Origin of the sequence: Gordonia caeni, assembly GCF_039537105.1 — a bacterium.
GTDB classification, from domain to species: Bacteria; Actinomycetota; Actinomycetes; order Mycobacteriales; family Mycobacteriaceae; genus Gordonia; species Gordonia caeni.
In genome coordinates this window covers 129,514-154,816 of the sequence record NZ_BAAAZW010000002.1, presented here as the reverse complement: position 1 = coordinate 154,816, position 25,303 = coordinate 129,514, and the positions used below count along the sequence as shown (strand labels likewise).

The 25,303-nt window shown below is 68.1% G+C and carries 27 protein-coding genes; 4 read left to right on the top strand and 23 right to left on the bottom strand.

Features of this window, described 5'->3' with window-relative positions:
- Window positions 1-66: 66 nt before the first annotated feature.
- The 13 genes from ABD732_RS03530 to rplJ all read right to left on the bottom strand — a co-directional run bounded on the left by ABD732_RS03530 (window position 67) and on the right by rplJ (window position 13,514).
- Window positions 67-858, bottom strand: coding sequence for a hypothetical protein (locus ABD732_RS03530; protein ID WP_344780660.1), 792 nt, complete (start codon window positions 856-858; stop codon window positions 67-69).
- Window positions 858-1,637: a hypothetical protein gene (locus ABD732_RS03525; protein ID WP_344780658.1), complete on the bottom strand. Its 780-nt coding sequence runs from the start codon at window positions 1,635-1,637 to the stop codon at window positions 858-860. Before ABD732_RS03525 ends, ABD732_RS03530 begins: the two co-directional genes overlap by 1 nt.
- A 91-nt stretch (window positions 1,638-1,728) precedes the next feature.
- Entirely contained in the window at window positions 1,729-2,985 is a 1,257-nt protein-coding gene (locus ABD732_RS03520) for an MCE family protein (RefSeq protein WP_344780656.1), read from the bottom strand.
- Window positions 2,975-4,354: an MCE family protein gene (locus tag ABD732_RS03515; RefSeq protein ID WP_344780654.1), complete on the bottom strand. Its 1,380-nt coding sequence runs from the start codon at window positions 4,352-4,354 to the stop codon at window positions 2,975-2,977. Before ABD732_RS03515 ends, ABD732_RS03520 begins: the two co-directional genes overlap by 11 nt.
- A complete protein-coding gene (locus ABD732_RS03510) occupies window positions 4,354-5,613 on the bottom strand; it encodes an MCE family protein (protein ID WP_344780652.1) in 1,260 nt (419 codons plus the stop codon). Before ABD732_RS03510 ends, ABD732_RS03515 begins: the two co-directional genes overlap by 1 nt.
- The gene (locus tag ABD732_RS03505; RefSeq protein ID WP_344780650.1) at window positions 5,613-6,704 is read right to left on the bottom strand and encodes an MlaD family protein; all 1,092 of its coding nucleotides are present in this window, start codon (window positions 6,702-6,704) and stop codon (window positions 5,613-5,615) included. The genes ABD732_RS03510 and ABD732_RS03505 overlap by 1 nt, the downstream gene beginning before the upstream one ends.
- 2 nt (window positions 6,705-6,706) lie before the next feature.
- Window positions 6,707-7,816 (bottom strand): MCE family protein, encoded by a 1,110-nt coding sequence (locus ABD732_RS03500; RefSeq protein ID WP_344780648.1) that lies wholly within the window; start codon window positions 7,814-7,816, stop codon window positions 6,707-6,709.
- Window positions 7,813-9,132, bottom strand: a complete 1,320-nt coding sequence (locus ABD732_RS03495) for an MCE family protein (RefSeq protein ID WP_344780646.1) — start codon at window positions 9,130-9,132, stop codon at window positions 7,813-7,815. Before ABD732_RS03495 ends, ABD732_RS03500 begins: the two co-directional genes overlap by 4 nt.
- Window positions 9,133-9,139: 7 nt before the next feature.
- Window positions 9,140-10,012, bottom strand: a complete 873-nt coding sequence (locus tag ABD732_RS03490; protein ID WP_344780644.1) for an MlaE family ABC transporter permease — start codon at window positions 10,010-10,012, stop codon at window positions 9,140-9,142.
- A gap of 2 nt (window positions 10,013-10,014) precedes the next feature.
- Window positions 10,015-10,821: an MlaE family ABC transporter permease gene (locus ABD732_RS03485; RefSeq protein WP_344780642.1), complete on the bottom strand. Its 807-nt coding sequence runs from the start codon at window positions 10,819-10,821 to the stop codon at window positions 10,015-10,017.
- Window positions 10,818-12,068: an ABC transporter ATP-binding protein gene (locus ABD732_RS03480; RefSeq protein WP_344780640.1), complete on the bottom strand. Its 1,251-nt coding sequence runs from the start codon at window positions 12,066-12,068 to the stop codon at window positions 10,818-10,820. The genes ABD732_RS03485 and ABD732_RS03480 overlap by 4 nt, the downstream gene beginning before the upstream one ends.
- Before the next feature lie 411 nt (window positions 12,069-12,479).
- Window positions 12,480-12,869, bottom strand: a complete 390-nt coding sequence (gene rplL, locus ABD732_RS03475) for a 50S ribosomal protein L7/L12 (RefSeq protein WP_344780638.1) — start codon at window positions 12,867-12,869, stop codon at window positions 12,480-12,482.
- Window positions 12,870-12,989: 120 nt separating this feature from the next.
- Complete coding sequence (gene rplJ, locus ABD732_RS03470) at window positions 12,990-13,514, bottom strand: 50S ribosomal protein L10 (protein WP_344780636.1); 525 nt, start codon at window positions 13,512-13,514, stop codon at window positions 12,990-12,992.
- A 297-nt stretch (window positions 13,515-13,811) separates the two neighbouring features.
- Here rplJ and ABD732_RS03465 point away from each other — a divergent pair, with 297 nt between their 5' ends.
- A complete protein-coding gene (locus ABD732_RS03465; protein WP_344780634.1) occupies window positions 13,812-15,011 on the top strand; it encodes a glycoside hydrolase family 76 protein in 1,200 nt (399 codons plus the stop codon).
- A gap of 118 nt (window positions 15,012-15,129) precedes the next feature.
- Complete coding sequence (locus ABD732_RS03460; RefSeq protein WP_344780632.1) at window positions 15,130-17,190, top strand: CocE/NonD family hydrolase; 2,061 nt, start codon at window positions 15,130-15,132, stop codon at window positions 17,188-17,190.
- 1 nt (window position 17,191) lies between these two features.
- Here the strand turns inward: ABD732_RS03460 and ABD732_RS03455 are convergent, their stop codons facing one another.
- From ABD732_RS03455 to ABD732_RS03435, 5 genes are all read right to left on the bottom strand, one after another.
- On the bottom strand, window positions 17,192-17,683 hold the full coding sequence (locus tag ABD732_RS03455; protein WP_344780630.1) for a TIGR04338 family metallohydrolase: 492 nt from the start codon (window positions 17,681-17,683) through the stop codon (window positions 17,192-17,194).
- Window positions 17,680-18,540, bottom strand: a complete 861-nt coding sequence (locus ABD732_RS03450) for a DUF2786 domain-containing protein (RefSeq protein WP_344780628.1) — start codon at window positions 18,538-18,540, stop codon at window positions 17,680-17,682. The genes ABD732_RS03455 and ABD732_RS03450 overlap by 4 nt, the downstream gene beginning before the upstream one ends.
- Before the next feature lie 82 nt (window positions 18,541-18,622).
- The gene (locus ABD732_RS03445; RefSeq protein ID WP_344780626.1) at window positions 18,623-19,579 is read right to left on the bottom strand and encodes an L-lactate dehydrogenase; all 957 of its coding nucleotides are present in this window, start codon (window positions 19,577-19,579) and stop codon (window positions 18,623-18,625) included.
- Window positions 19,580-19,602: 23 nt separating this feature from the next.
- Complete coding sequence (locus ABD732_RS03440) at window positions 19,603-19,926, bottom strand: AzlD domain-containing protein (RefSeq protein WP_344780624.1); 324 nt, start codon at window positions 19,924-19,926, stop codon at window positions 19,603-19,605.
- Window positions 19,919-20,656, bottom strand: coding sequence for an AzlC family ABC transporter permease (locus tag ABD732_RS03435; RefSeq protein ID WP_344780622.1), 738 nt, complete (start codon window positions 20,654-20,656; stop codon window positions 19,919-19,921). Before ABD732_RS03435 ends, ABD732_RS03440 begins: the two co-directional genes overlap by 8 nt.
- 74 nt (window positions 20,657-20,730) lie before the next feature.
- On the opposite strand from ABD732_RS03435, the gene ABD732_RS03430 reads away from it, so the two are divergent.
- Window positions 20,731-21,177: an Lrp/AsnC family transcriptional regulator gene (locus ABD732_RS03430; RefSeq protein WP_344780620.1), complete on the top strand. Its 447-nt coding sequence runs from the start codon at window positions 20,731-20,733 to the stop codon at window positions 21,175-21,177.
- Here the strand turns inward: ABD732_RS03430 and ABD732_RS03425 are convergent.
- Window positions 21,161-21,763 carry a TetR/AcrR family transcriptional regulator gene (locus ABD732_RS03425; RefSeq protein WP_344780618.1) on the bottom strand — a complete coding sequence of 201 codons (603 nt, stop codon included), beginning with the start codon at window positions 21,761-21,763 and terminating at the stop codon, window positions 21,161-21,163. The genes ABD732_RS03430 and ABD732_RS03425 overlap by 17 nt on opposite strands.
- A gap of 67 nt (window positions 21,764-21,830) precedes the next feature.
- On the opposite strand from ABD732_RS03425, the gene ABD732_RS03420 reads away from it, so the two are divergent.
- Window positions 21,831-22,394, top strand: a complete 564-nt coding sequence (locus tag ABD732_RS03420) for a hypothetical protein (protein WP_344780616.1) — start codon at window positions 21,831-21,833, stop codon at window positions 22,392-22,394.
- 196 nt (window positions 22,395-22,590) lie between these two features.
- Here the strand turns inward: ABD732_RS03420 and rplA are convergent, their stop codons facing one another.
- The 4 genes from rplA to secE all read right to left on the bottom strand — a co-directional run bounded on the left by rplA (window position 22,591) and on the right by secE (window position 25,265).
- Window positions 22,591-23,307: a 50S ribosomal protein L1 gene (gene rplA / locus ABD732_RS03415; RefSeq protein WP_344780614.1), complete on the bottom strand. Its 717-nt coding sequence runs from the start codon at window positions 23,305-23,307 to the stop codon at window positions 22,591-22,593.
- Between the two features lie 139 nt (window positions 23,308-23,446).
- A complete protein-coding gene (gene rplK / locus ABD732_RS03410; RefSeq protein ID WP_344780612.1) occupies window positions 23,447-23,881 on the bottom strand; it encodes a 50S ribosomal protein L11 in 435 nt (144 codons plus the stop codon).
- A gap of 92 nt (window positions 23,882-23,973) precedes the next feature.
- Entirely contained in the window at window positions 23,974-24,789 is an 816-nt protein-coding gene (nusG, locus tag ABD732_RS03405; RefSeq protein WP_344780610.1) for a transcription termination/antitermination protein NusG, read from the bottom strand.
- A 68-nt stretch (window positions 24,790-24,857) separates the two neighbouring features.
- A complete protein-coding gene (gene secE / locus ABD732_RS03400) occupies window positions 24,858-25,265 on the bottom strand; it encodes a preprotein translocase subunit SecE (RefSeq protein WP_344780608.1) in 408 nt (135 codons plus the stop codon).
- Between the last annotated feature and the right edge of the window lie 38 nt (window positions 25,266-25,303).

Here is a 25,303-nt window from a genome sequence, read left to right as displayed (position 1 = left end):
CGTCAAGCAAAACGCGCTGATTGGCGTGGAAAACCGAGATATTCACCTCGGCGGTGCCCGCGCAGGTCAGTCGACGTCGCCGACTTCGCTGATCAGCCAGTCGCCGTTCTCCTTGACCATGGTGTACTGCAGTCGCGGGGTCACGTTCTCCACGGCCTGGCCGTCGCTGTTGACGCTGATGATCAGCGTCGCGAGGAGCACGGCGCGGTCGCCGGTCAGCGACGAGACGCCCACGGTGTCGACGTGGCAGTCCGAATCGGCCTTGGCCTGCACGATGATCTTGCGGTTGGTCTCGGCGGTCTTCTCGAAGTCGGTCTTGGCGGTCCCGGTCAGCGACGCGGCGGCGTGTCCGACCGACTCCTGGAGCTTCTGCCAGTCGTAGCTGAACGGCCGGCAGGCCTTGTCCGACAGCTGCGACATCACTTCACTGGTCTCGCCGCTGTTGACGAAGGCGCGGTTCTCGGTGCCGCTGACACCCGGGTGCCAGGCGAAGAGGGCTGCGATGCCGCCGATGATCGCGGCGATCAGCCAGAACGTGATCGCCAGGGACATCGACTCCCGACTGGAGCGGTGCCGGCCCACCGGAGCGGGGACGGCGGCGGACGGGGGCGACGACGAGGCACGGACACCCGACAGGTCGACGGCTTCTTCGCGCGGGCGCACCCGGGAGGTCTGACCGCGGGCGGCGCGGATCTTCTCGGTGGCCGCGGCGACGCCGGACAGGTCGATCGGGGTCTCGACGATCCGGCGGGTGCTCGCCGCCGCGTCCCCGGCTGCGGACTCGTCGGCGGCGGACGTGTCGGCGGCGGGCTCGTCGGGATCGGTACCGGGCTGCTCGGGGTTCTTGTCGTCGCTCATCAGCGGCCGCCTTCCTGCGTGCCGTCGGTGTAGCGGATGCCGCTGAGCGCGACGATCTTGTCCGCCTTGCGCATGCCGTCGGCCTCGACGACGGTCACCAGGAACTCCATCGGCACCGATTCGCCGGGATCGTCGCCCTCCCCCTTGGCGGTGGAGGTGGAGAACACCAGCACGGTGGCCTTGTTCTCGTCCACGTTCACCTCGGTGGCCGCCGCGCGGCGGATCACCGCGGTCAGCTCCGCGGTCTGCGACCGCTGGCCGTCGGCGATCTCCTGCTTCAGCTGGGTGACGGTGCCGTCCTGGGTCTGCTCGAGGGCCTCACCGGTGAGCGAGGACTGCAGCCGCTTCTCCCAGCCGTCGATGTCGTTGACGTCGATGTTGGTGACGTTGAGGATCGCCTGCTCGGCGGCGTCGATCGACTGGTTGCGGATCTTGGCGGCCTTGCTGTTCTCTACCACGTACGCGCTGACGCCGGTGTAGCCGAACCAGCCGAGGCAGGCGACGGCGCCGGCCAGGGCGGCGACGCCGGTGGCCAGGGCGAGCGAGGCCGCCCAGTGCCGGTCACCGCTGTCGGAGTCCCCGGACTTCTTGCGGGGGCGGTCGAATGCCGCCTGGGCCTCGGCAACTTTGCGCTGGGCGCGCAGCTGCTTCCTCGAGAGCTTCTCGGTGGTCTCGACTTCGCTCGACCCGCGAGGGGTGTCGCTCGACTCGTCAGGGGTGTTGCTCGACCCGTCAGGGGTGTCGCTCGACCCGTTGTGGTCGTCTCGCTCAGAACTCATTGGGCGCCACTGTATCTACTCGCGGCCGCTCACCTCAATCAGCGGCCTTGCCGCGGCTCTCCCCCGGGCAGCTCGCCCGGGGGAGAATCCGTCAGCTCTTGTACTTGGTCGGGTGCACGCCCTGGAGCCACGCGAGCTGCATCGCCAGCGGGTTCAGGTTGAGCTTGTCCGGGTCCTTCTTGGGGGTGTTGTCCCACGGCTGTGCGATCTCCGGGTTCGCCAGCGCCGCACGATTGGCCGACCGCACACCGGTCGGGTTGCCCACGGCCACCTCGCAGTTGGCGTCCTTGTTGAACGGGAAATCGTCGTAGGTGATGTCGAAGTCCGGGTTCCGCCGCTTCATCTCGGCGATGAGCGCGTCGGTGCTCTCGTAACCCACGGTGCACGACGGCGGGTTGTTGGTCTCGAGCACGATGCCGAAGTGGATCTGGCCGTCCCCCGGGGCGGGCGAATGGCTGCCGGCCGACAGCGCCGACAACATCGCGAAGGTGGCCCCGGTGGCGAAGCTCGCCGGCTCGATGGTGTGCACGGTCTCGCCCAGCTGATGGATCAGCGTGGTCGCGTCGTCGCCGTGCTTCTGCAGGAACGACGACAGCTCCGTGGCCGTCATGGGCGCGTTGGTGAGGATCCGGCGCACGTCCGGGTCCGACGACGCCAGCTGTGCGGTGACCAGCTCCAGGCCCTTGGACCAGGCCAGGATCTGATCGGACTGCTCGGCCTGCGTGCCCAGCACCACATTCGAGTTCTGGATCAGCGAGATGGTCTCGCCGAGGTTGTCGTGCCCGGTCTCGGCCAGATTCATCAGCGCGTCGACCAGCCGGTTCATGTTGTCGGCCTGGCCGTCGAAGGCCTTGCCCAACTCGGTGACCACCGTGGTGAGGTCGTCGACCGGCACCGACTCGGTGAGGCTGATGGTGTCGCTCATGACGTCCTGCAGCTTCGGCGGCAGCTCGTACTCGGTGATCACCGAGTTCTTCTCGAGGTACGGGCCGTTGCCGCTCGGCGGCTGCAGGTCGATGAACTGCTCACCGATGGCCGAGCGGTTGGCCACCACGGCCACGGCCGAGGCGGGCACCTTCGGCGCGCGCGAGTCCATCAGCAACTCCACGTCGACGCCAGACTCGGTGAGCTCCATGTTGCCGACGCGGCCCACTGGGACGCCCCGGTAGGTCACCTGGGCGTTGCTGAAGATGCCGCCGCTGGTCTCGCCCATCCGCACGGTCACCGGGTACTGCCCGATGCCGACCAGCTTGTCCAGGCGGGCGTAGGTGGCACCGACGTAGACGATCGCCAGCACGCCGACCACGGCGAAGACCACCAGCTGGATCTTGACGAGCTTACTGAGCATCGGAGCCTCCCAGCAGTGCGATCGGACCGTCGAGGAATCCGATGTCGTCGGACGCCGGGTTCACGCCGTACTGGTTGCCGGTCGAGGAGGCCGGCTTCTTGGTGCTCGACGGCGTCGACTTCTTGGTCGACGTCGACGAGGGCCGCTTCTTGGTGGTCGGGTTCATCGGATACGTGCCACCCGACGGCGGGGTGTTGGGCCCCGGCCGCGAATTCGGCGCGGGCGGCAGCAGCGAGATGGTGGGCCAGCCCCACCGCGGGCCGTTGCCGTTGACGTACGGGTTGTTCTTGTTCACCTTCGGCGGGTTGACGCTCGGCGGCGAGTACTTCGGCGTCCCCTGGCCCACACCCAGCGCCTCCAGCTGATTCAGCAGCCGCAGGTCGACGGTCATGAACAGGTTGGTCGAGTCGCCGTGCACGGCGGGCAGGATGTCGTCGGGGAACGGATGCGTCAGCATCAGCGGCGCCGCAGTGATCAGGTCGTCCGATGCCTTGGCCAGCTGCGTCAGGATCGGGCTCAGCGCCTTGAGGTCGTTGATGATGGCCTTGTGCGCCTTGCCCAGGACGTCGGTACCGGCCTGGCCGAGCTCGTCGAGCTTGGTCAGCAGGTCCACCAGCTGCGGCCGCTGTTCCTCCAGGACCGCGATGCCTGCGGGCAGTTCCTGCAGGACGCGTTCGATCTGCTGGGTCTGGTTCGCGGCGCGCTCGGAGAGCGCGGCGACACCGTCGACCGCCTTCACGATGTTGTCGCGCTGCTCGTTGAGGCCGTCGATCAGCTTCTCGGCGTTGATCAGCAACTCGCGTGTCTGCTTGCTGCCCTCGGTGCCGCCCATCGACTCGTTGAGCGCGGTGATGATCGGCTCGAGCTGGTTGATGCCGCCGCCGTTCAGCAGCAGCGACAGCGCCCCCAGAAGCTCCTCGATGTCGGTGGTGGTCTTGGTCCGCGAGGTGGGGATCGGCACGCTCGAGTTCTGGCGCGGATCGCCCTGGGAGTCCTCGGGCTCGCTGAGCGCCACGAACTTCTCACCGAGCAGGTTGGTCTGCTGGACCGCGGCGTTCGCCTGATCGGACAGGTTCACCGTGTTCTGCACCTTCACGTGCACCAGGGCGTTCCACGAGTCGCCCGGAACCTCGATCTTGGTGACCCGGCCGACCGGGATGCCGTCCATCTTCACCACGGACTGCGGGACCAGGTCGAGGATGTTCTCGAACTCGATCTTGTACTCGCGCGGGTTGTCACCCAGGCTCACGCCACCGGGCAGCGGCATCTCCTGAACGTTGAGACCGCAGCCGGAGGCGCCGACGATCACCGCGGTCATCGCGACGCCGACACCGGCCGCCTTCAGGCGGGCCGACTTACCGAACCACATCAGTTGCCTCCCGGAAGAGCCGGATCGGGAATGCCGGGAACCGCACCCGGAGTCGGCATCCGCTGCAGCTTGTTGCCGCTCATGATGCCGAACGGGAGGATCGGCAGCATGGGCTCGAGCACCCCGTCGGTGATCTGCTCGCCCAGCTCCAGGCAGTGGTCCACCAGCGGCGACATCTTCTTGGAGAAGTCCTTCGCCAGCGGATTGCCCGGCAGCAGCTTGCCCAGGTCGAGCAACTTGCACTGCGCGGCGATCGGATCCTGCAGATCCGGGATGTTGACGCGCATGGCCACCACGCCCGCCTCGGCGTCGTAGGCGTTGATCAGGTTGCTGATCGTCACCGGCAGCACCGTGAAGATCTCCAGCAGGTCTTCGCGGTTGTCGAGCAGCGCCTGACCGGTCGGCTGCAGATCGCGGATCGCCTGCCCCAGCTTGGCCTCGTTCTCGGAGAGGAAGCCGGCCACGTCGCCCAGCGCGTACGACAACGTGCTCAGCGCCTTGCCCAACTGGTTGCGTTCGGACGCCAGGAAGGTGTTGAACGAGGCCATCTGCTTGTTGAACTGCCGGACCTGCTGGTCGTTCTCCTTCAGGGCCCCGACGAAGACGTCCAGGTTCTGAATGGTCCCGGCGAGGTCTCCGCGCGAATTCGACAGCGTGCTGGCCGCCTTGGACAGGTTGGTGATCGCCGCGCCCAGCTTCTCGCCGTTGCCGTCGAGGGCCTCGGCTCCGGCGGTGACGAAGTCGCTCAGCGCGCCCTTCTGGTTGACGCCGTCCTTGCCCGGTCCGAGCGACTTGGACAGCTTCTGCAGGTTCTCGTAGATCGCGTCGATCTCGACCGGCACCGCGGTGCGGTCGAGGCCGAGGGTGACGTCGGAGCCCGCGGTGGGGCCGCCCGAGTACGCCGGGATCAACTGCACGTAGCGGTCGGCCACCAGGGACGGGATCATCTGTACGGCCTGCACGTCGGCGGGCAGCTCGACGCCGTTCTCCACCCGCATCTCCACCTGGGCGGTGTCGCCGGTCGGGGTCACCTTGGTGACCTTGCCGACGTTCACGCCGAGGATCCGCACGTTGCTGCCCTCGTAGATGCCGACGGCGCTGGGGAAGGTGGCCTTGACCTTGGTGGAGGTCACCAGGCCCCAGGCCCACCAGCCGATGATGCCGGCGATCAGCGCCACGACCACCACGAGGGCGGTGATCGCGATGTTCTTCGCGTTGAAGAACTTGGTGTCGTTGGCAGTGGTATCCGGAGTCGCCATCAGCCGCCACTCTCCGTTCCGCCGTTATTGAGGTTCTTCTGCATGTTCGGGGGCCGGTGCGTGTTCTGCGCCGGGAGCGCCGGCGGCAGCAGGTTGGTCACCACGGACTCGAACCAGCGGCCGTTGCCCAGCACGTTGGCGTACAGCCGGTAGAACGGCGCCATGTTCTGGATGCTGCTGCGCAGGTTGCCGTTCTGCTCGGTCAGCAGGTCGGTGACGCCCTTGAGCGAGTCGAGCACCGGGCCGATCTGGGCCTCGTTGTCGCGCACGATCCCGGTCAGCGCCCGGCTGAGGCTCTCGGTGCTGGCCAGCAGCGTCGAGATGGCCTTCTGCCGGTTGTTGAGTTCCTCCAGCAGCACGCCGGCACCGGCGATCAGCCGGGTGAACTCCTCGTTCCGGTCGGCCAGGATCTTGGTGGAGTCCCGGGTCGCCCGCAGCAGACGACGCACTTCGGCGTCTCGGCTGGCGATGGTCTTCGACAGCCGCGAGATGCCCTCGAGGGACGGCCCGATGTCGTCGGCGGAGGCGGTGAACACGTCGGACAGCTCGCCGAGCGCCTTGGCCACCTGATCGGTGTCGACGTTCTCGATCTGATCGGTCGCGTCGGAGAAGGCCTCGATGACGTCGTACGGCGCCACCGTGTCGGTGAGCACCACGCGCGGATCGGCGATCTCGCTGCCCATCGGGTTCAGGGCGATGTACTTCTGCCCCAGCACCGTCTTGATCTGGATGGTCGCCTGGGTCCGGTCGCCGATCCAGGTGTTCGACACCCGCATCTTCATCAGCACCCGGTCGCCGTCCAGGCTCACATCGGTCACCTCACCGACGCGGACGCCGGCCACACGGACCTCGTTGCCCGGCTGCACGCCGGCCGCCTCGGAGAACTGCACCGTGTACTGGGGGCTCGCGCCCACCAACGGCAGATCCTTGAGGTAGAAGGTGGAGATGCTGAGCATCACCATCACCACCAGGCCCAGGATGCCGATGCTGCGTGCGCTGCGCCGGCCGGCGAACCGCCGGGACTTCTTCGGCGGCAGCTTGGTGACGTCGATGTCGTGCGCCGCGGAGGGATTGTTCTGCTCGTCGGCCATGGTCACCCCTCCCCGTTGATCTTGCCGTCAGCCCAGCACCGGGTGGCGGCGCTCGTGTAGAGCACGTGGTTGATGTCGGGCAGCGGGATCAGCGGCTGCGAGAGCAGCGTGGACTTTCCGTTGCCGGCGACGATGTCGATACCGCACAGGTAGAACTGGAACCACGAACCGAAGGTGGCCGAGCGGCCCAGCTTCTCCAGCTTCACCGGCAGGTTCTGCAGGATCTTCTCGACGTCGCCCTCGCGCTCGTTGATCTTGTCCGAGACCTGCTTGAGGCCCGACAGCGACGACTGGATGGACGGTCGCGTCTGACTCAGGATCGAACCGGTCAGCGAGGTCAGGTTGGAGACCGAGCTGATCGCGGACCCGACCGAGCCGCGCTGGGCGGCCAGGCCGACCACCAGCTTCTCGGTGTTGGTCAGCAACTCGGTGAACTGCTCGTCGTTCTTGTTCACCGTGTCCAGCACCTTGGTGAGGTTGGTGATCATCTCGCCGATCACCTCGTCCTTGTCGGCGATGGTGTTGGTGAGTTCGGCAGTCTGCTCGATAAGCGAGCCGATGGTGGCGCCCATGTCGACGCCGTCACCGTTCTGGAAGACGCTGATCACGGTCTCGGCCAGCTTGTTCATGTCGTCCGGGGTGATCTGCTTGAACAGCGGCCGGAAGCCGTTGAACAGTTCGGTCAGATTCACCGCCGGATGGGTGCTGGAGACCTTGCGGTCGGGGTCGTACTGGAAGGTGTACCCCTTGCCCACCGTCTCTGCGGCGTCGCCGGGGCCCTTCTCCAGGGCCACGTAGCGCAGACCGGCCAGGTTGCGGTACCGGATGTAGATCTGGGTGCTCTTGGGCAGCCGGTCGCGGTTGACGTTGAACGCGACCTCGGCGAGGTTGCGGTCGACGATCTCCACCGATTCCACCTGGCCGACGCGCACACCGGCGATCCGGACGTCGTCGCCCGGGTTGAGCATCGCGGCGTCGGAGAAGACCGCCCGGTAGCTGCTGCTGCCCGAGGCGCCCGCGTTGGCGATCAGCAGTCCGAGGACGCTGGTCGCGAGCACCGTGACGATGGCGAAGACGATCAGCTTGATCAGCGGAGCCCACATGCCTCTCACTTGACGTTCACCTCCGCTCCCTGCAGGGCACCCGCGCCGATGTACGTGACCCAGGTGGGCACATCGGCGGGATACTGGCCGCTGTCGGCCCCGTAGATCATCTTCATCTGGTTCTTGTAGTCGCTCGCGGTGCCGGCGTCGGCGGGCATCGCGCTGAACTGCGGCTGCGGCAGGTCCGGCCACTTGGTCGGGCCGGCGTTGCGGCTCGGCGGCTGGTACGAGCCGTCCGGCACGCTACCGCCCGGGTACTGCGGGAACGGTCGGCCGTTGGTGGCCGGCTCGTAGCAGCGGGCGGGCGGATCGGTCCACCACAGGCGCGGCTCGTCCTGGTTGGGCAGGTACCGGCCGCGCGGGTTCACGAACTGCAGGTTCACGTGCACACCGGGGTTCTCGGTGTCCTTGCCGACGATCGGGCCCACCTTCGGGATGATCGTGGCGAAGTTGTTGAACGTGCAGCCGAAGGTCGGCGACTGGCGGGCCAGCTGGACCAGCGCGGTCTCCGAGTCGACGGCCAGGTTCACCAGGTCACGGCGGTTGGTCTTCAGGAACTCGGTGGTGTCCACCGCGGCCACGCCGAGCGTCTGGATCACGGTGCGCAGGTCGCCCTGGCGGTCGACCACCGTCCGGTTGGTGACGCGGAAGTTGTCGAGCGCGTCGATCACGTCCGGCAGCGCCTCGGAGTAGGTCTCCGAGAAGGTGGCCAGACCCTCGAGGGTGCCCTGCAGTTCCGGCATGTTGTCGTTCAGCTCGCCGAAGATGTCGTTCAGCTGAGCGATGGTGACCTTCAGTTCGCTGCCGCGACCGGCCAGCGCCGCGTTGATCGACGTCAGGGTCGCGTTCAGGTCCTCCGGCGGCACGGCCTGCAGGATCGGCAGCAGCGCGTCGAACAGGTCCTCCACCTCGGGGGCGTTGCCGTTCGGATCGGTGTAGATGGTGCCGCCCGAGGCCAGGGTCCCGCCCTGCGCCTGCTTGGGGATCTCGATGGACACGTAGCGCTCACCGAACAGCGTCTTGGGCAGCACGCGGGCGGTGCTGTTGGCCGGCAGTTCGCCCGCCAGCTTCGGATCCAGCGCCAGCGCCACGTCCACCTGGCCGTCGGACTGGACGTTGACCGCGTCGACGGTACCGACCACCACGCCGCGCGCCTTGACGTCCGCCTTCGGCGTCAGCGCGTTGCCGGCGTCGGCGGTGATCAGGTTCACCTTGGTGGTGGTCTCGAAGGTTCCGCGGAAGATCAGCACCGACGTGGCGAGCAGGCCGAGCACGACGACGTAGAAGAGCAGACCCAGGAATCTGCGTTTGACTGTTGCACCCACTGGGCTCCTACCCTCCGACCCTGATCGTCGTGCTGGTACCCCAGATCGCCAGGCCCAGGAAGAAGTCCATCACCGCGATCAGCACCAATGCTGCCCGTACCGCGTGTCCCACGGCCACGCCGACCCCGGCCGGACCGCCCGAGGCGTAGTAGCCGTAGTAGCAGTGGACCAGGATGATCACGAACGCGAACACCAGGACTTTGACGAACGACCATAAGACGTCCGCGGGTGGCAGGAAGAGATTGAAATAGTGGTCGTACGAGCCGGTCGATTGCCCGTTGAAGGCGGTGTTGATCACCCGGGACGCCAGATAGGCGGCCAACAGACCCAGCACGTACAGCGGGATGACGGCGACGAAACCGGCGATCACACGGGTCGACACCAGGAACGGGATCGACGGGACCGCCATCACCTCGAGGGCGTCGATCTCCTCGGAGATGCGCATGGCGCCGAGCTGAGCGGTGAAGCCGCAGCCCACCGTCGCGCTCAGGGCGAGGCCGGCCACCAGCGGTGCCACCTCGCGCGTGTTGACGTAGGCCGACAGGAAGCCGGCGAGTGCTTCCGAACCGATCTGGCTCAGGGCCGCGTAGCCCTGCATGCCGACCACCACGCCGGTGAAGCCGGACATCAGGATCATGACGCCGACGGTGCCGCCGATGACGGCCAGACCGCCGGAGCCGAAGGCCACCTCGGCCAGGATCCGCAGCACCTCGCGCGTGTAATGGACCAGTGTCTTCGGGATCCACGCGAGCGTGCGCCCGTAGAAGGACATCTGCTCGCCGGCGCCGTCGAGCAGCTTCAGCGGCTTGCGCAGCTGCTTCTTGGATTCATAGAGCAGGAATTCGGGCCTGCTCTTGGAAACCGTCACACCACGGGTCACGACTAACCTACCTTCGGCGGGACGATCTGCAGGAACACCGCAGTGATGATCAGGTTGGCGAAGAACAGCAGCAGGAAGGTCACGACGACGGACTGGTTCACCGCTTCGCCGACGCCCTTCGGACCGCCCTTCGGGTTGAGTCCCTTGTAGGCCGCGATGACGCCGGCGATGATGCCGAAGATCGCCGCCTTGAACGTGGAGATGTACAGGTCCGGGAGCTGCGCGAGCGCGCCGAACGAGGCGAGGTAGGCGCCGGGTGTACCACCCTGCACGATCACGTTGAAGAAGTAGCCGCCGGCGATACCGACGACGGCGACCAGGCCGTTGAGCAGCATGGCGACCAGCACCATGGCCAGCACGCGCGGCACCACCAGGCGCTGCACGGGGTTGATGCCGAGGACTTCCATCGCGTCGATCTCTTCACGGATGGTCCGCGACCCCAGGTCGGCGGCGACCGCCGATCCGGCGGCACCGGCCACGAGCAGCGAAGTGACCAGTGGCGATCCCTGCTGCACCACGACCAGCACGCTGGCCGCACCGGTGAACGACTCCGCACCCAGCTGTTTGATCAGCGAGCCGGTCTGCAGCGAGACGATCGCGCCGAACGGGATCGCGATGAGCGCGGTCGGCAGAATCGTGACGCTGGCGATGAACCAGGCCTGCTGGATGAACTCGCGCCACTGAAATGGACGCACGAACAGCTGGCGTGCAACGTCGACGAAGAGCTGAACGATGTTGCCGGTCTGGGACAGTGCCCCGTCGCCGGCCTTCTGGATCCTCGCGACGCCACGCTGGGTGGCACTCGTCATTCTCTAGTGCTCTCCTGCCCGTCTTCGCGCACGACAGCGATCTCTTCGGTGCGATCGTCGACGGCGAAATTCTGGGTCGCGGCCTCGTAGTCCGTGGTGATGGTCTCGGTGGGCCGTTCGATCACCGTGGTGGTCCCCGCCTCGGTGCCGATGACGTCGGTGTGCAGGCCGGGCGTGTGGATCACGCCTTCGGGATAGTTGAAGTCGTGGTTCGACATCGCGACCAGGGTGGCCGAGGTGTCCGGCGACTCCGCGGCGACGCGGTCCTCTTCGGCCATCGAGGCGCGGATGGCGGCCTGCGCGTTCGCGGGGAGGCTGTTGATGATGTTCAGGACGTTCTGCCGGTGACGGATCGCCGCCCGGCGGACCGGCATGTCCGGGTTCGGCTGCACCTGCGGAATGATCTCGCTGAAGTCGTCCTTGGTGCCACCGCCGGAGATACCGGCGGCCTGCATGGCGGCCTCGGCCGCGGCGACGGCCTCGTCCTTCTCCTCGGACATGCCGATCGGACCGAATCGGTCGCCGGACAGGAACTGCTTGACGACGGGCTGCTCCGAGGTCAGGAGCACCTCGCGCGGGCCGTACATCACCAGCTCCTTGCGGAACAGCATGCCGATGTTGTCCGGGATGGTCCGGGCGATGTTGATGTTGTGCGTCACGATCAGGATCGTGGCGTCGATCTCGGCGTTGATGTCGATCAGCAGCTGCGAGATGTAGGCGGTGCGCACCGGGTCCAGACCGGAGTCCGGCTCGTCGCACAGGATGATCTCGGGGTCGAGGACCAGGGCACGGGCCAGCCCGGCGCGCTTGCGCATACCGCCGGAGATCTCGCCGGGGAGCTTGTCCTCGGCGCCGGCCAGACCGACCAGCTCCACCTTGTCCATGACGATGCGGCGGATCTCGTCTTCCTTCTTCTTCGTGTGCTCACGAAGCGGGAAGGCGATGTTGTCGTAGAGGGTCATCGAACCGAAGAGGGCGCCGTCCTGGAACAGGACGCCGAACAGCTTGCGGATCTCGTAGAGTTCCTTGGCCGAGCACTGGGTGATGTCGGTGCCGTCGATCACCACCGAGCCCTGCTCCGGATGGAGCAGACCGATCAGGGTCTTCAGAAAGACCGACTTACCGGTACCCGACGGGCCCAGAAGCGCGTTGACCTCACCGGCCGGCAGCGTGAGCGATACATCGCGCCAGATGTTCTGCGAGCCGAACGACTTGGTCAAGCCCTCGACAGCGACCTCAACTCCCACAGCGTCCCTCCAGACGTTTCCTTAGCACCGAGAAGCAGTCGCTCAGGTTTCCCGACCACCAGTGGAGTCTGACTCCACTCGGTGCCGCCATTAGTGGCTGGGGTCACTCTAACGCAATGAAGCGATGTCCCCTACCCCGACTGAAACGGGGCCCACGATCACGACGGGAGCCGAACTTACCAAGCGGTAACCTCTCGGTGCGCTGAGAATACCCAAAGAATCGGCATGTACCAAAGTGAGACCGGCCTCCATCTGTCGTCCGCCGAGTTGCGCACGTCTCACCTGCACACTTTCCGGGCTCCCTCCCTCGGCGGAGCCCCCCGGACAGCGACGAGGCCCGCAGGGAAACATCCCTGCGGGCCTCGTGCGGACACCTGATCGGTGCGATGTCGCCGCGAGCGGCGACTCATCTCACTTGAGCGAGATGGCGGCGCCGGCCTCTTCGAGCTTGGCCTTGGCAGCCTCGGCGTCTTCCTTGCTGACCTTCTCCAGGAGAGCCTTGGGGGCGCTCTCGACGAGGTCCTTGGCCTCCTTCAGGCCCAGGCCCGAGACGACCTCGCGGACGACCTTGATGACCTGGATCTTCTTGTCGCCGGCCGAGTCGAGCACGACGTCGAACTCGTCCTGCTCGGCAGCGGCCTCGGCGCCACCGGCAGCCGGGGCACCGGCAGCGGCGACGGCGACCGGAGCGGCCGCGGTGACCTCGAAGACCTCTTCGAACTTCTTCACGAAATCGCTGAGCTCCAGCAGGGTCAGTTCCTTGAACTGCTCGATGAGCTCGTCAGCGGTGAGCTTCGCCATGATGGCGTCCTTCCTATAAGTCCCTGTACGGGAGGCCTGCGGTGCAGGCCGGGTCGGTGGTGCGGCCGGTCGCCCGGACGCGGTGGAGATGCGGTCGCGCGAGTGCGCGACCGGCGAGACCTAAGCGGCCTCGCCCTCCTTCTTCTCCTGCAGAGCCGCGGCGAGACGCGCGACCTGCGAGGCGGGCTGGTTGAACAGCCCGGCGGCCTTTGCCAAGTTGCCCTTCATGGCACCGGCGAGCTTGGCCAGGAGGACCTCACGGGTCTCCAGGTCGGCGATGGCCTCAACTTCGGCGATGGACAGCGCGCGGCCGTCCATGTAACCGCCCTTGATGACCAGAGCCTTGTTGTCCTTGGCGAACGTCTTGATCGCCTTGGCGGCCACGACCGGCTCACCCTCGATGAAGGCGATGGCGGTCGGACCCACGAACAGCTCGTCGAGCCCCTCCACGCCTGCCTCAGCGGCAGCACGCTTGACGAGGGTGTTCTTGGCGACGGAGTAAATGGCACCGTCGCCGAGCGAGCGACGGAGCTCACTGATCTGCGGCACGGACAGACCACGGTATTCCGTGATGACCGCGGCGCTGGAACCCTTGAAGTGCTCGACGATCTCAGCGACTGCTTCGACCTTTTCCGGCTTTGCCATACTTCGCCTCCTCTCGTGTCTTCTCCTGACACCCTCGCGGGTGTCGCGACCCAGATCCGCCGGCGCGCGCCGGTGCGGCGATCATCCGGCCGGAAGAACACGAACGCCCCGTGCAGGAGGCACGGGGCGATTTTCTCACCGCGGCGAACCGCGGGCGAAGTCTCCTCGTTCATCCTGCGTGGGCCGCCGAGATGTTCTCGGGCCTTCGATCGGGATCACTCCCGACGACCGACGGTCTCTGGTTGAACTCGATGCACCGGCACAACGTGCGGTGAACCGCGCTCTAGGCTAGCGGGCATGACCGGCGCTGTCGAATCGTCCCCCCAACCCCCCGCCTCCCCGGACGCGGCCCTGCAGCGGGCGGCGGCCGCCGTCGATGCGCTCGCCGAACGCCATCTGCGACGCCTGGGCCACGTGGTGCCCGGCACTCGGATCGGCGTCAGCTCCTGGCCGCCGGTGGGCCGGTTCGGTTCGGCCGCACGCCTGAAGGCGTCCTGGAACTACTGGTGGCAGGCGCATCTGGTGGACGTGCTGGTCGACGCCGCGGTCCTGGGCGACCCCCGGGCGGCCCGCGAAGCGACGGCCCTGGTGCGCGGCATCCGTATCCGCAACATCGGACGGTGGACCAACGAGTACTACGACGACATGGCCTGGCTGGCGCTGGCGCTCGAACGGGCCGATCGCCATCTGCCCCGCAGCCGGCACCGCGGCGGGCTGCGCACGTTCACCCGGGTGCTGAGCGACGCCTGGACACCCGACCTGGGCGGCGGCATCCCGTGGCGCACCACCGACCACTTCTTCAACGTCCCGGCCAACGGCCCGGCCGGGATCTTCCTGGCCCGGCGCGGCCACGTCGAGCGGGCGGTGCAGACGGCGGACTGGATCGATCGGACCCTGCTGCTGCCGAGCGGACTGATCGCCGACGGCTTCTGGGTGGAGTCCGACGGCGGCCGCCGCGACGTGGACACCGTCTACGCGTACTGCCAGGGCGTCACCCTGGGCCTGTTGCTGGAGTGCTACCGCCTCACCCGTGCGCCGCGTCACCTGGAACGCCTCACCCGGCTGCTCGGCGCCGTCGAGGAGAGGTGCGCGGTCGACGGCGTCCTGACCGGGCACGGCGGCGGCGACGGCGGCCTGTTCAGCGGCATCCTGGCGCGCTATCTGGCGCTGATCGCGACCGATCTGCCGCGCGGCACCCCCGGTGCCGACGGCCTGCGCGCCCGCGCCGGCGCCCTGGTGCGCACCAGCGCCGACAGCGCCTGGGCGCACCGCGCCCAGCACGACGGCCTGCCCGTCTTCGGCCCCGACTGGTCCACGCAGGCCACGGTGCCCGGCGCGGACGGGGCGGGGGCCGCCTTCGTCGGCGGCGCCGTGCGCTCGTCGTCGACCCCCGAACGCGATCTGTCGGTGCAGATCGCCGGTGCCATGCTGATGACCGCGGCCGCATCGGTAACGCTCAGGTCACCCGAGCACACCGGTTCGGTGACCCCCGAATGACAATGTGGAACGTGTTCATGCTTAATTGGTGGTAAGGATCAGTGGGGCAGATCACAGGGCCCGCCGATCGATTCCGGGGGTAGTCGCCGCAGCTGCGGCGAGAAGGGACGGAAGACACGTGAGCGTGCCACTCGATCTCGACGGCCAGGGCTCCGCGCAGCGCGGAGCCTTCGCAGGAGCCCCCGGTGCCTACCGGGACGCCGACGGCGGTCACCAAGGCGCCGCCTGGTACCAGGCGACCAACGGGCGCAAGCCGTACCCGCGCGTGCACATCAGCCGCGACGTCACGATCACCATGAGCGACGGCGTGCGGCTGCGCGCCACCGTGGTCCGCCCCGCCAACCGTCTCGGCCAGCCGTCCACGGCGCCGTTCCCGGCCATCCTGAACGTGAACCCGTACAACCGCGCCCTGCTCGACGGCTTCGACCACGTGCTGCACGGACCGGTGATCGGGAAGGCCGTCAAGGCCGCCTCGAGCACCATGACGCACGAGACCGGTCCGCTGGCCGGCGTCTCCCGCCTGACCCGCACCTTCGATCGCGGCCTGTTCGACGTCTTCGGCGTCAACCGCAACCTGGTGCAGTCCGGCTACGTGCAGGTGCTGGTGGACGTGCGCGGCACCGGCGCCTCGCACGGCAAGTGGGAGATCCTCAGCGCCCGTGAGCAGCAGGACTCGGTGGAGACGATCGAATGGATCGCCGAGCAGTCCTGGTGCGACGGCGCCGTCGGCATGGCCGGCTGGAGCTACTCGGCGATCAACGCCCTGCAGGCCGCCGCCCTGCGCCCGGCCGCCCTCAAGGCCGTCTTCGCCGTCGAGGGCAGCGCCGACGTGGTGCGCGACATGTACATCACCGGCGGCATGCCCTCGGCGTTCATCCCGATCTGGATGGCCATGGTGAACGCGGTCAAGTGGCTGCCGAACCCGGCGACCGTGCTGGCCGACAGCCTGCGCGGCGACCAGTACCGCTGGTTCCGCGACCGGATCAAGAGCCCGGCCACCGAGCTGCCGTCGCTGCTGTGGGGCTTCCTCACCGCGCGCGATCACCGCATCTTCGATCACCCGTACTTCACCGAGCGCACCCCGAAGATCGAGAACATCGAGGCCGCCACCTTCACCGTCGGCGGTTGGCACGACCTCTTCGGCCGCAGCGCCACCCGCGTCTACCAGCAGCTGGACATGGAGCCCGGCCGGAAGCAGATGCTCGTCGCCGACGGCTACCACCTGGATCCGGGCTGCGACCACGGCCGCGAGCACCAGCCGCCGCAGCTCGACGTCCTCGAGCGTGCCTGGTTCGACCGCTGGCTCAAGGGCATCAACAACGGCATCGACGACTACGGTCCGGTGACCCTGCAGCAGCAGGGCGGCGACTGGTCGTGCGGCCCGGACTTCCCGCGGCCCGAGGTGCGGGCGCAGCGCCTGTTCCTGGCCGAGGAGCCGTCGGGCACCGCACCGCACACCCGCCACGACGGCCGCCTGCGCACCACCGTCGCCTCGCGCCGCCGCTCGCTGCGGACGCAGCCCGATCTGCGCGGCATGGTCTCCCGGGATGCCGCGCAGGTGTTCGCCGGCCTGCCGATCGCCTTCGGCCGCAAGTTCAGTCACGAAGCCGCCTACCAGGAGCAGGGCGCGCTGTCGTTCACCAGCGACCCGGTCACCGCACCGACGCAACTGTCCGGGCCGATGAATCTGCGGCTGAACGTCTCCACCACCGCACACGAGGGCATCTGGGCGGTCACCGTGAACGACGTGGCCCCGGACGGCACCTCCACGGTGCTGACCAACGGTGCCCTGACCGCCTCCAACCGCGCGCTGGACACCGATCGCTCCACCTACGCCGAGGGCGGCACCCTGATCGACGCGGTGCACTTCCTCTCCCGCGAGCGCCGGCTGCCGGTGCCCGCCGACGAGCCGGTGCGCATCGACGTCGACCTGGTCGCCACCGACGCGGTCCTGAAGCCCGGCCACCGGCTGCGCGTGGACGTCTACGCCGCGAGCCTGCCCCGCTATCTGACGATCGTGCCGGACCTGATCAAGGCCCGCGGCCGCCGTCAGCAGCTGGTCCTGGATCCGAACAAGCCCAGCTACCTCACCTTCCTGGCCGACGGCGAGCTGGGCGTGGATCCGGTGCCCACCACCTCGCAGCTGCACCCGATGGCTTCCCTGTCGGCGGTGGAGTGACTCAGGTCAGCCCCGCCTCACCGAGCAGCACACGGTAGACCAGCGCGGTCTCCGGCCCCAGCACCAGCCCGACGAGCGTGATCAGGGTCTGCGCGAACCCCGGACCGTGCGACGGCCCGCCGGACGAGTCCAGGTGATGGGCGACCTCGTGCAGGATCACCAGTTCGCGCATGGCCCAACGGTTCTCGCTGCTGGCCGGGACCGCGATCTCGGCGGTGGCGGCGGTGTAGTGTGCGGCCTGAGCGGACTTGCGATCGCGTACCGAGATCGGCACCGCGGCCCGATCGAAGGCCCGGGCGACCGCTTCGGCACCGAGGACCTGATCGACGTAGCGCTGCACCGAGTCCACCGAACCGAACTTGGCCTCGGCCGGCACGGTGATCGTTGTCCCGGCCAGCTCGACGGTGTGCGCCCCGCCGCCGGGCCGCTCCATCAACCGGAAGATCAGCCGCTCGGTCTGGTAGAACTTCGACCGCTTGCCGTCGCGGGTCACGACTCCAAAGCTCCTCGGGGAGAGCCGAACTCGCGATCGGAACCGATCTTGGCACGGCGTCCCGCGCGGTCGCCTGCCCGCCGCGCCGCCGACGAGTAGCCGGCCGTGGCCCGACTGGGCCGCCAGGTCCCGCGCGCCGTCGACTCCTGGGCATAGTAGTCGGACACCTCGAGTTCTTTGTTCCGCAGGGCGATCGCCGTCGACGACGATTCCCGCTCCCCCGGCCCGGTTCCGGCCGCCGGGTCGCTTCCAGCCTGCTCGTCGCGGATCGCGTTGTCGCGCTGTTCATCTCGCGCGACCAGCAGGCGGGCGCCGATCCGCTCGGCGAATGCCGACTGGAAGTTCAGGCGCGCAGTGATCGGCGAGAGCGGCTTGGTCTCCACCACCCGTCGGCGCCACGGCCCGATGTCGCGGGTCACCACCTGCTCGGCGGTCTCGGACTTGTAGGCGCCGGACTTGAGGTAGGCGTCGCTGGCCGAGACCATCTGCACCACCAGGGAGGCGTACAGCGCCTCCACCGTGTCCAGGTCGGAGGAGAAACCGTAGGCCATCACGTAGGTGGAGTTCGAGGCCACATCGCAGGTGAGGTCGTTGGCGCGGCCGATCTGCACGAACAGCTGGACGTAGGTGCGCAGTCCGCGTTTGCCGGCGGTGCCGATCATCACCTGGCGGGTGATCGGCGTGGACCGGCTGCGCAGGGCCGGGTCGTGATCGCGCGCGACCGCCAGATCGATCGACGAGGCCGTCGCCAGCCGCTGCGCGGCGGCCAGGAAGGCCTCGGCCTCGTGCTGGTTGTCGGTGCCCTCGGCCTGCCGCAGCAGGCCGGCGATCCGGGTCAGAAGCTTGTCGTCGCGCATGCCACCACGGTAGCGACGGCGCACGGGATCGGCGCACGCCGATCCACAGCGCCGTCGCGCCCCGTCCACAACCCGCGCGGGGCTACAGGCCGAACTTGTTCTGCATGTCCTTGAGCGTCTGCGCGGAGCTGCGCAGGCCGGACAGTTCGTCGGTCGAGAGCGCGATGGGCAGCCGCGCGCCGGCGCCGTCGGCGTCGACCACCGTGGGCAGCGACAGGCAGACATCACTGATGCCGTGGAAGTCGTCCTCGATCAGCGACGACACCGGGAGCACGCGGTGCTCGTCGTCCAGGACCGCCTCGGCGATGCGGGCCGAGGCCAGGCCGATCGCGTAGTTGGTGGCTCCCTTGCCCTGGATGATCCGGTAGGCCGAGCCGACCACCTCGGCGCGGATGGCGTCGCGCGCGGCGGCGTCGAGCAACTCCCCGCCCGTGGTCGGCTCCCAGTCCAGCAGCGGTACGCCGCCGATGGTGGCCGACGACCACAGCGGGATCTCCGAGTCGCCGTGCTCACCGGCGATGTAGGCGTGCACGTTCTGCACCGCGACGCGGCAGTGCTCGGAGAGCAGGAACCGCAGCCGCGAGGAGTCCAGCACCGTTCCCGAGCCGAACAGCTGCGAGCGCGGCAGACCGGTGAACTTGAGGGCGGCGTAGGTGATCACGTCGACCGGGTTGGTCACCATCACGTAGCGGGCGTTCGGCGCCGCTTCGACGATGGGCGGCAGCGCCCGGCGGGTCAGGTCGATGGTGGCCTCGGCCAGTTCCAGTCGGGTCTGTCCGGGTTTCTGCTTGGCGCCGGCGGTGAAGATCACCACGTCCGAGTCGGCGCACACCGCCGGGTCCGGCGAACCGATCACCTTGGCGCGCGGCACGAACTCCAGGCCGTGGGACAGATCGAGGACTTCGGCCGCCACCTTGTCGGCGTTGACGTCCACCAGCGCCACGGTCCGCGCGACCCCGCGGATGAGCGCCGCATAGGCGATGGAGGTACCGACCGCGCCGGCGCCGATGATGCTGAGTTTGCGTCCCGCAGATTCCATGCCCCTGACGGTAGCCTTCCTGGTCAGAGCACGCTGAGCAATCCGATGTATGTCAGGGTGCCCAGTCCGACGCTCAGCAGCGTGCGGCGGCCGCAGGTCAGGTGGACCGCCGCGGTCACCACGACCGCGATCAGCGCGGCCACCGTCTGCCCGTCGGCCGCGACGGTGGACTGCCAGGTGGCGGCGGCCAGGATCGCGAGGATGCCGGCGGGCAGCCAGGTCGCCATGGTGACGACGAAGCGCGACTGCCGCAGCGGGCGCAGCACCGCGAACGGCAGCGCGCGCAGCGCGAAGGTGATGACGAAGACGGTCGCCAGCACGGCCAGCAGGTACCCCGGGTCAGGCATCGGTGCTCTCCCGGTTCCGTCCGGTCCCCCGGCTCAGGGCGTACCGCACGACGAGCAGCGCGACGAACACCAGCAGCGCGGTGAACAGCACCGCGCCCGGCGTCAGCACCAGTGCGAGCAGAAAGGCAACCCCGGCCAGCACCAGTGCCGGCACCTGGGCGCGCGAGCGGCAGGCGTCCAGCGTCAAGGTGACGAACAGGGCGCAGAGCGCGAACTCCAGTCCGGCGATCGGACCGGGCAGCAGCGTTCCCAGCGCGACCCCGGCCAGGCCGCCGCCCACCCAATAGACCTGGAAGGCCACTTGCGTCGCCAGCAGCCGCGGCTGCGTCCAGGAGCCCGGGGCCGCCGCGGTCACCGCGAAGGACTCGTCGGTCAGGGCGTACATCGAGTAGAGCCGGGCCACCTTGCCGCGCACGGTCCGCAGCGGGAACGAGAAGGCGTAGAAGACATGCCGGAAGTTCACCAGGAAGGTGGTGAGCGCGATGGTGGCGATCGGGGTGACGGCGACGAGCATGCCGACCAGCAGCAGTTCCAGCGAGCCGGCGTAGGCCAGGAACGACAGCGCTGGCGCCACCCACCAGGGCAGCCCGTGCTGGATCACCAGGACTCCGAAGGCGACACCGAGAGGGAACATGCCGAGTCCGGCCGGAAGCGACAGGCGCAGCCCGGTGAGGATCTCCGAGCGGGTGGTGCGCTCGGCGATCTGCTCGGAATCGGTCACGGGTGTCACGACAAGAGGATCCCACAACCGATCAGCGCCGCGATTGCCGAGATCACCTGCTCAGCCACAGTATTGTGCAATCTATGAAGCTCGATGCCATTGACCGCGCAATAATCGCCGAGCTGGAGCTGGACGGGCGGCTGTCGAATGTGGCCCTCGCCGACAGAGTCCACCTGACGCCCGGTCCCTGCCTGCGCCGCGTCCAGCGGCTCGAGGCCGAGGGCGTGATCCGGGGCTACCGCGCGATGGTGGATCCGGCGGCGGTCGGACGCGGGTTCGAGGTGCTCCTGGAAGTGAGTCTCACCCGGTTCGACAAGACGAGCGTGCAGTGCTTCGAGTCGACCATGATCGATTACGACGAGGTGGTGGAGCTGCGCCGGATGTTCGGTTCCCCGGACTACTTCGCCCGTGTCCGGGTGAGCGATCAGAGCGCCTACGAGGAGTTCCTCACCGAACGCGTGATGACCATCGAGGGGATCTCCACCGTCGCCTCCCGCTTCGCGATCAAGGTGCTCAAGACCGCGCGCTGAGTCCGGCGAGCTCGTCGCGGAGAATCTCCAGCGCCCACTCCGGATCCGCGCCCGCCGGATCGGCGAGCAGGTGCAGGGATAGCCCGTCGACGAGGGCGTGCAATCGTCGCCCGGCCCGGTCGGCGTCGATCTCGGGCCCGCCCCGACCGGCCGACTCGGCCAGCAGCACTGCCGCGATCGACCGGCAGAAGTCGGCGAGTTCCCGCGTGGCCCGGTCGCGGACCGGGATCAGCTCGGGCACCGCCGGTGCCTCGGCGATCAGTGCGAGGTTCACCTCGAGCTCTGCCCGGCTGTCCGGCGCGAGCGGCAGCACCTGCGACACCAGTGCCAGCGCATCGCGCTCCAGGTCGCCGGTCCGGGGCACCGCGTCGATCCGCGCGGTGGCCCGGCGGATCATCAGCTCCGCGGAGAAGACGACCAACTCACTGCGCGTCGGGAAGACGTGTCGCAAGGACCCCACGGCCAGTCCCGCCTCCGCGGCCACCGTCCGGACCGAGAGGGCTCCGACGCCGCGTTCGCGGACCACATTCCACACCGCGGCGGCCAGTTCCTCCCGCCGCTGATCGACGTCGATTCTTCTCGGCACATCGCCAAACTAGCACAGCCGTGCTAGTTTCCTTATTGGCACACCCGTACTATCAAAAGGAGCCGTCATGGTCTCCCTGATCCTCGCCTGCGAGATCGCCTTCTGGGTCGTCATCGTCGCCGGCCTCGCCACCCGCTATCTATTGCACCGCCGGCGTCTCGGCCTGGCGCTGCTGGCGCTCACGCCGGCGATCGACCTGGTTCTGCTGATCGCCGCGGGCGTCGACCTCCATCGCGGCGCCGCGGCCGACTTCGCGCACGGGCTCGCCGCGATCTATCTCGGGTTCTCGCTCGCCTACGGCCACCGGCTGATCGCCTGGGCCGACGTCCGCTTCGCGCATCGCTTCGCCGGCGGCCCCGCACCGGTGAAGCTGTACGGCTCCCGGTACACGGTCGCCTGCTGGGCCGACGTGGCCCGCACCGGCCTCGCGGCCGTGATCGGCGGCGGTGTGATCTGGCTGCTCACCGCCGTCGCGACCGGGCCGACGCAGGCCCTGGAGGCCACCCGGTCCGTCGTCGGGATCGTCTTCGTCCTGGACCTGCTCTGGGCCGTCGGCTACACCCTCTGGCCGCGCCCCGCGCCCGCCGATGCATCCGCGCACGGCACGAAGATCGGCGTCGGAAGCCGATGAAAGGGAGATTCTCCGCCCGCGACCGTCAGGGAGCCGCTCTTCGGGCGGTCGGGTGATCTCGACGGCGCTCGATCAGCCGCCGAACCGCTCGATCAGCCGCAGAACCGCTCGATCAACCGCAGAACCGCTCGATCAACCGCAGACGACGAGGGGCACCGCCTTCCGGCGGTGCCCCTCGTCGTGATTGCTGTGGCGATCAGGCCTGCGCAGCCTCGGTGAAGTTGCGCGTGACCGACGGGTCGACCGGGATGCCCGGGCCCGTGTTGGTCGAGACGGTGACCTTCTTGACGTAACGGCCCTTGGCAGCCGACGGCTTGGCACGCATGATCTCGTCGTACGCGGCGCCGTAGTTCTCGGCGAGCTGATCGACGGTGAACGAAGCCTTGCCGATCACGAAATGCAGGTTGGCGGCCTTGTCGACGCGGAAGCTGATCTTGCCGCCCTTGATGTCGTTGACGGCCTTGGTCACATCATTGGTGACGGTGCCCGTCTTCGGGTTCGGCATCAGACCGCGCGGTCCGAGGACACGCGCGATACGACCGACCTTGGCCATCTGATCCGGGGTGGCGATGGCGGCGTCGAAGTCGAGCCAGCCGCCCTGGATCTTCTCGATCAGGTCCTCGGCGCCGACCTCGTCGGCTCCGGCGGCGAGGGCCTCGTTGGCCTTGTCGCCGGCCGCGAAGACGATGACGCGGGCGGTCTTACCGGTGCCGTTGGGCAGGTTGACGGTGCCGCGGACCATCTGGTCGGCCTTGCGGGGGTCGACGCCCAGGCGGACGGCCACCTCGACGGTCGAATCGGTGTTCTTCGAGCCGGTCTCCTTCGCGAGGGTGACAGCCTCCAGCGGGCTGTACAGCGCGTCGCGGTCGATCTTCTCGGCGGCGGCCCGGTAGGCCTTGCTCTTCTTGCTCATGTGCTCTGTTCCTTCGTCGCGATCTGAGTGCAGATCGGGAGTGAGTGGTTAGTGGGCCGAGCGCGGCCCTCCCACGGGGGTTTGTCGAGGGGTTACACCCTCACCGGAAATCTGCCGGTCGACAGTTGAGCGGGATCGCTCAGCCCTCGACGGTGATTCCCATCGAACGGGCGGTACCGGCGACGATCTTCGCGGCTGCGTCGATGTCGTTGGCGTTCAGGTCCTCGGCCTTGGTCTTGGCGATTTCCTTGACCTGGTCCATGGTGACCTTGCCGACCTTGTTGATGTGCGGCTCGCCCGAGCCCTTCTGCAGGCCTGCGGCCTTCAGGAGCAGCTTGGCTGCCGGCGGAGTCTTCAGCTTGAAGTCGAACGAGCGGTCTTCGTACACGAAGATCTCGACCGGGATGACATTGCCGCGCTGCGACTCGGTCGCCGCGTTGTACGCCTTGCAGAACTCCATGATGTTCACGCCGTGCTGACCGAGCGCCGGACCCACGGGCGGCGCCGGGTTGGCCTGGCCCGCCTGGATCTGGAGCTTGATGATCCCGGCGATCTTCTTCTTCTTGGGAGGCATCTCTCTTGTCCTTTTTCTTCACTCATCCGCGCACGCTGGATACGCGGAAGTCTGTTGTCCCCGGCGACCGGAACGGCCGCCGGCGGGGGAAGCTAGAGCTTCTCCACCTGGTTGAAGCCGAGCTCGACCGGGGTCTCGCGACCGAAGATCGACACCAGCACCTTGACCTTGCGCTGCTCGGTGTTGACCTCGCTGATCGACGCCGGGAGGGTCGCGAACGGGCCGTCCATGACGGTGACCGATTCGCCGATCTCGAAGTCGACCTCGACCAGGTTCGAGGCGGCGGCCGCAGCGGCCTCCACGCTCTCGCCGACCGCGGCGGCGGCCTTGGCGGCTGCCGCCTTGCGGACGTCGGCGCGCGGCAGCAGGAACTGCAGCACTTCCTTGATCGACAGCGAGGTGGGGCCGTTGTTGCCGACGAAGCCGGTCACGCCCGGGGTGTTGCGGACGGCGCCCCACGACTCGTCGTTGAGCTCCATGCGCACCAGGATGTAACCCGGCAGCACCTTGCGGTTGACCTTCTTGGGCTGGCCGTTCTTGATCTCGGTGACCTCTTCGGACGGCACGACCACCTCGAAGATGTAGTCGCCCACGTCGAGGTTCTGCACGCGGGTCTCGAGGTTGGCCTTCACCTTGTTCTCGTAACCGGCGTAGGAGTGGATCACGTACCAGTCGCCGGGCTGGCGACGCAGTTCGCGCTTCTTCGCCTCGATCGGGTCCTCTTCTTCGACCTCGACCTCGACGGCCTCGACCCCAGCACCCTCGACCTCGGCGCCCTCTTCGGCGTTAGCGGCGTCGGGAGCGTCTGCATCGATCAGCGCCGGGTCAGCGGCGCCGGTCTCGGCCGAGGCCTCCACCGTCGCGTCGCCGGTCTCCGGCGATTCGATCTCATTCTCCGGGGTGCTCATCGCGCCCACGCTCCTTCATTGCCCAATAGTGCATGTATGACGACGGGCTCGCGCCCATCGTCGTTCCGTCAGCCGAACACCGACAGCATCAGCTTCGCGAATCCGATGTCCAGGCCCGCGATGATCGCGGTGACCAGTGCCACGAAGATCAGCACGCCGATGCTGTAGACGACCATCTCCCGGCGAGTAGGCCAGATGACCTTCTTCAGCTCGGTGACGACCTGCCGCAGGAAGGTCCACACACGGACGAACGGGTTCCGGCTGTCGGAGCCTTCGCCCTCTTCGGCCGTGACGTCGACCACGCCGGTCTTGCCCGGCAGGGTCTCCCCGGTCGGCGTCCGGCGCTCCCGCGCGCGGCGCTTGCCCGTCGGCTTCATCTCATCGGCTTCGATGACGTCCACGTCGATACCGGTGTCGGCGTCGTCGCCGATCGGCTCCGCGTCGTCCTTCGGAGCCTTGCGATCGCGCTTGGCCACCTGTTCACCGATCCCTTCGTCTGCCTCGCCCCCCGGCG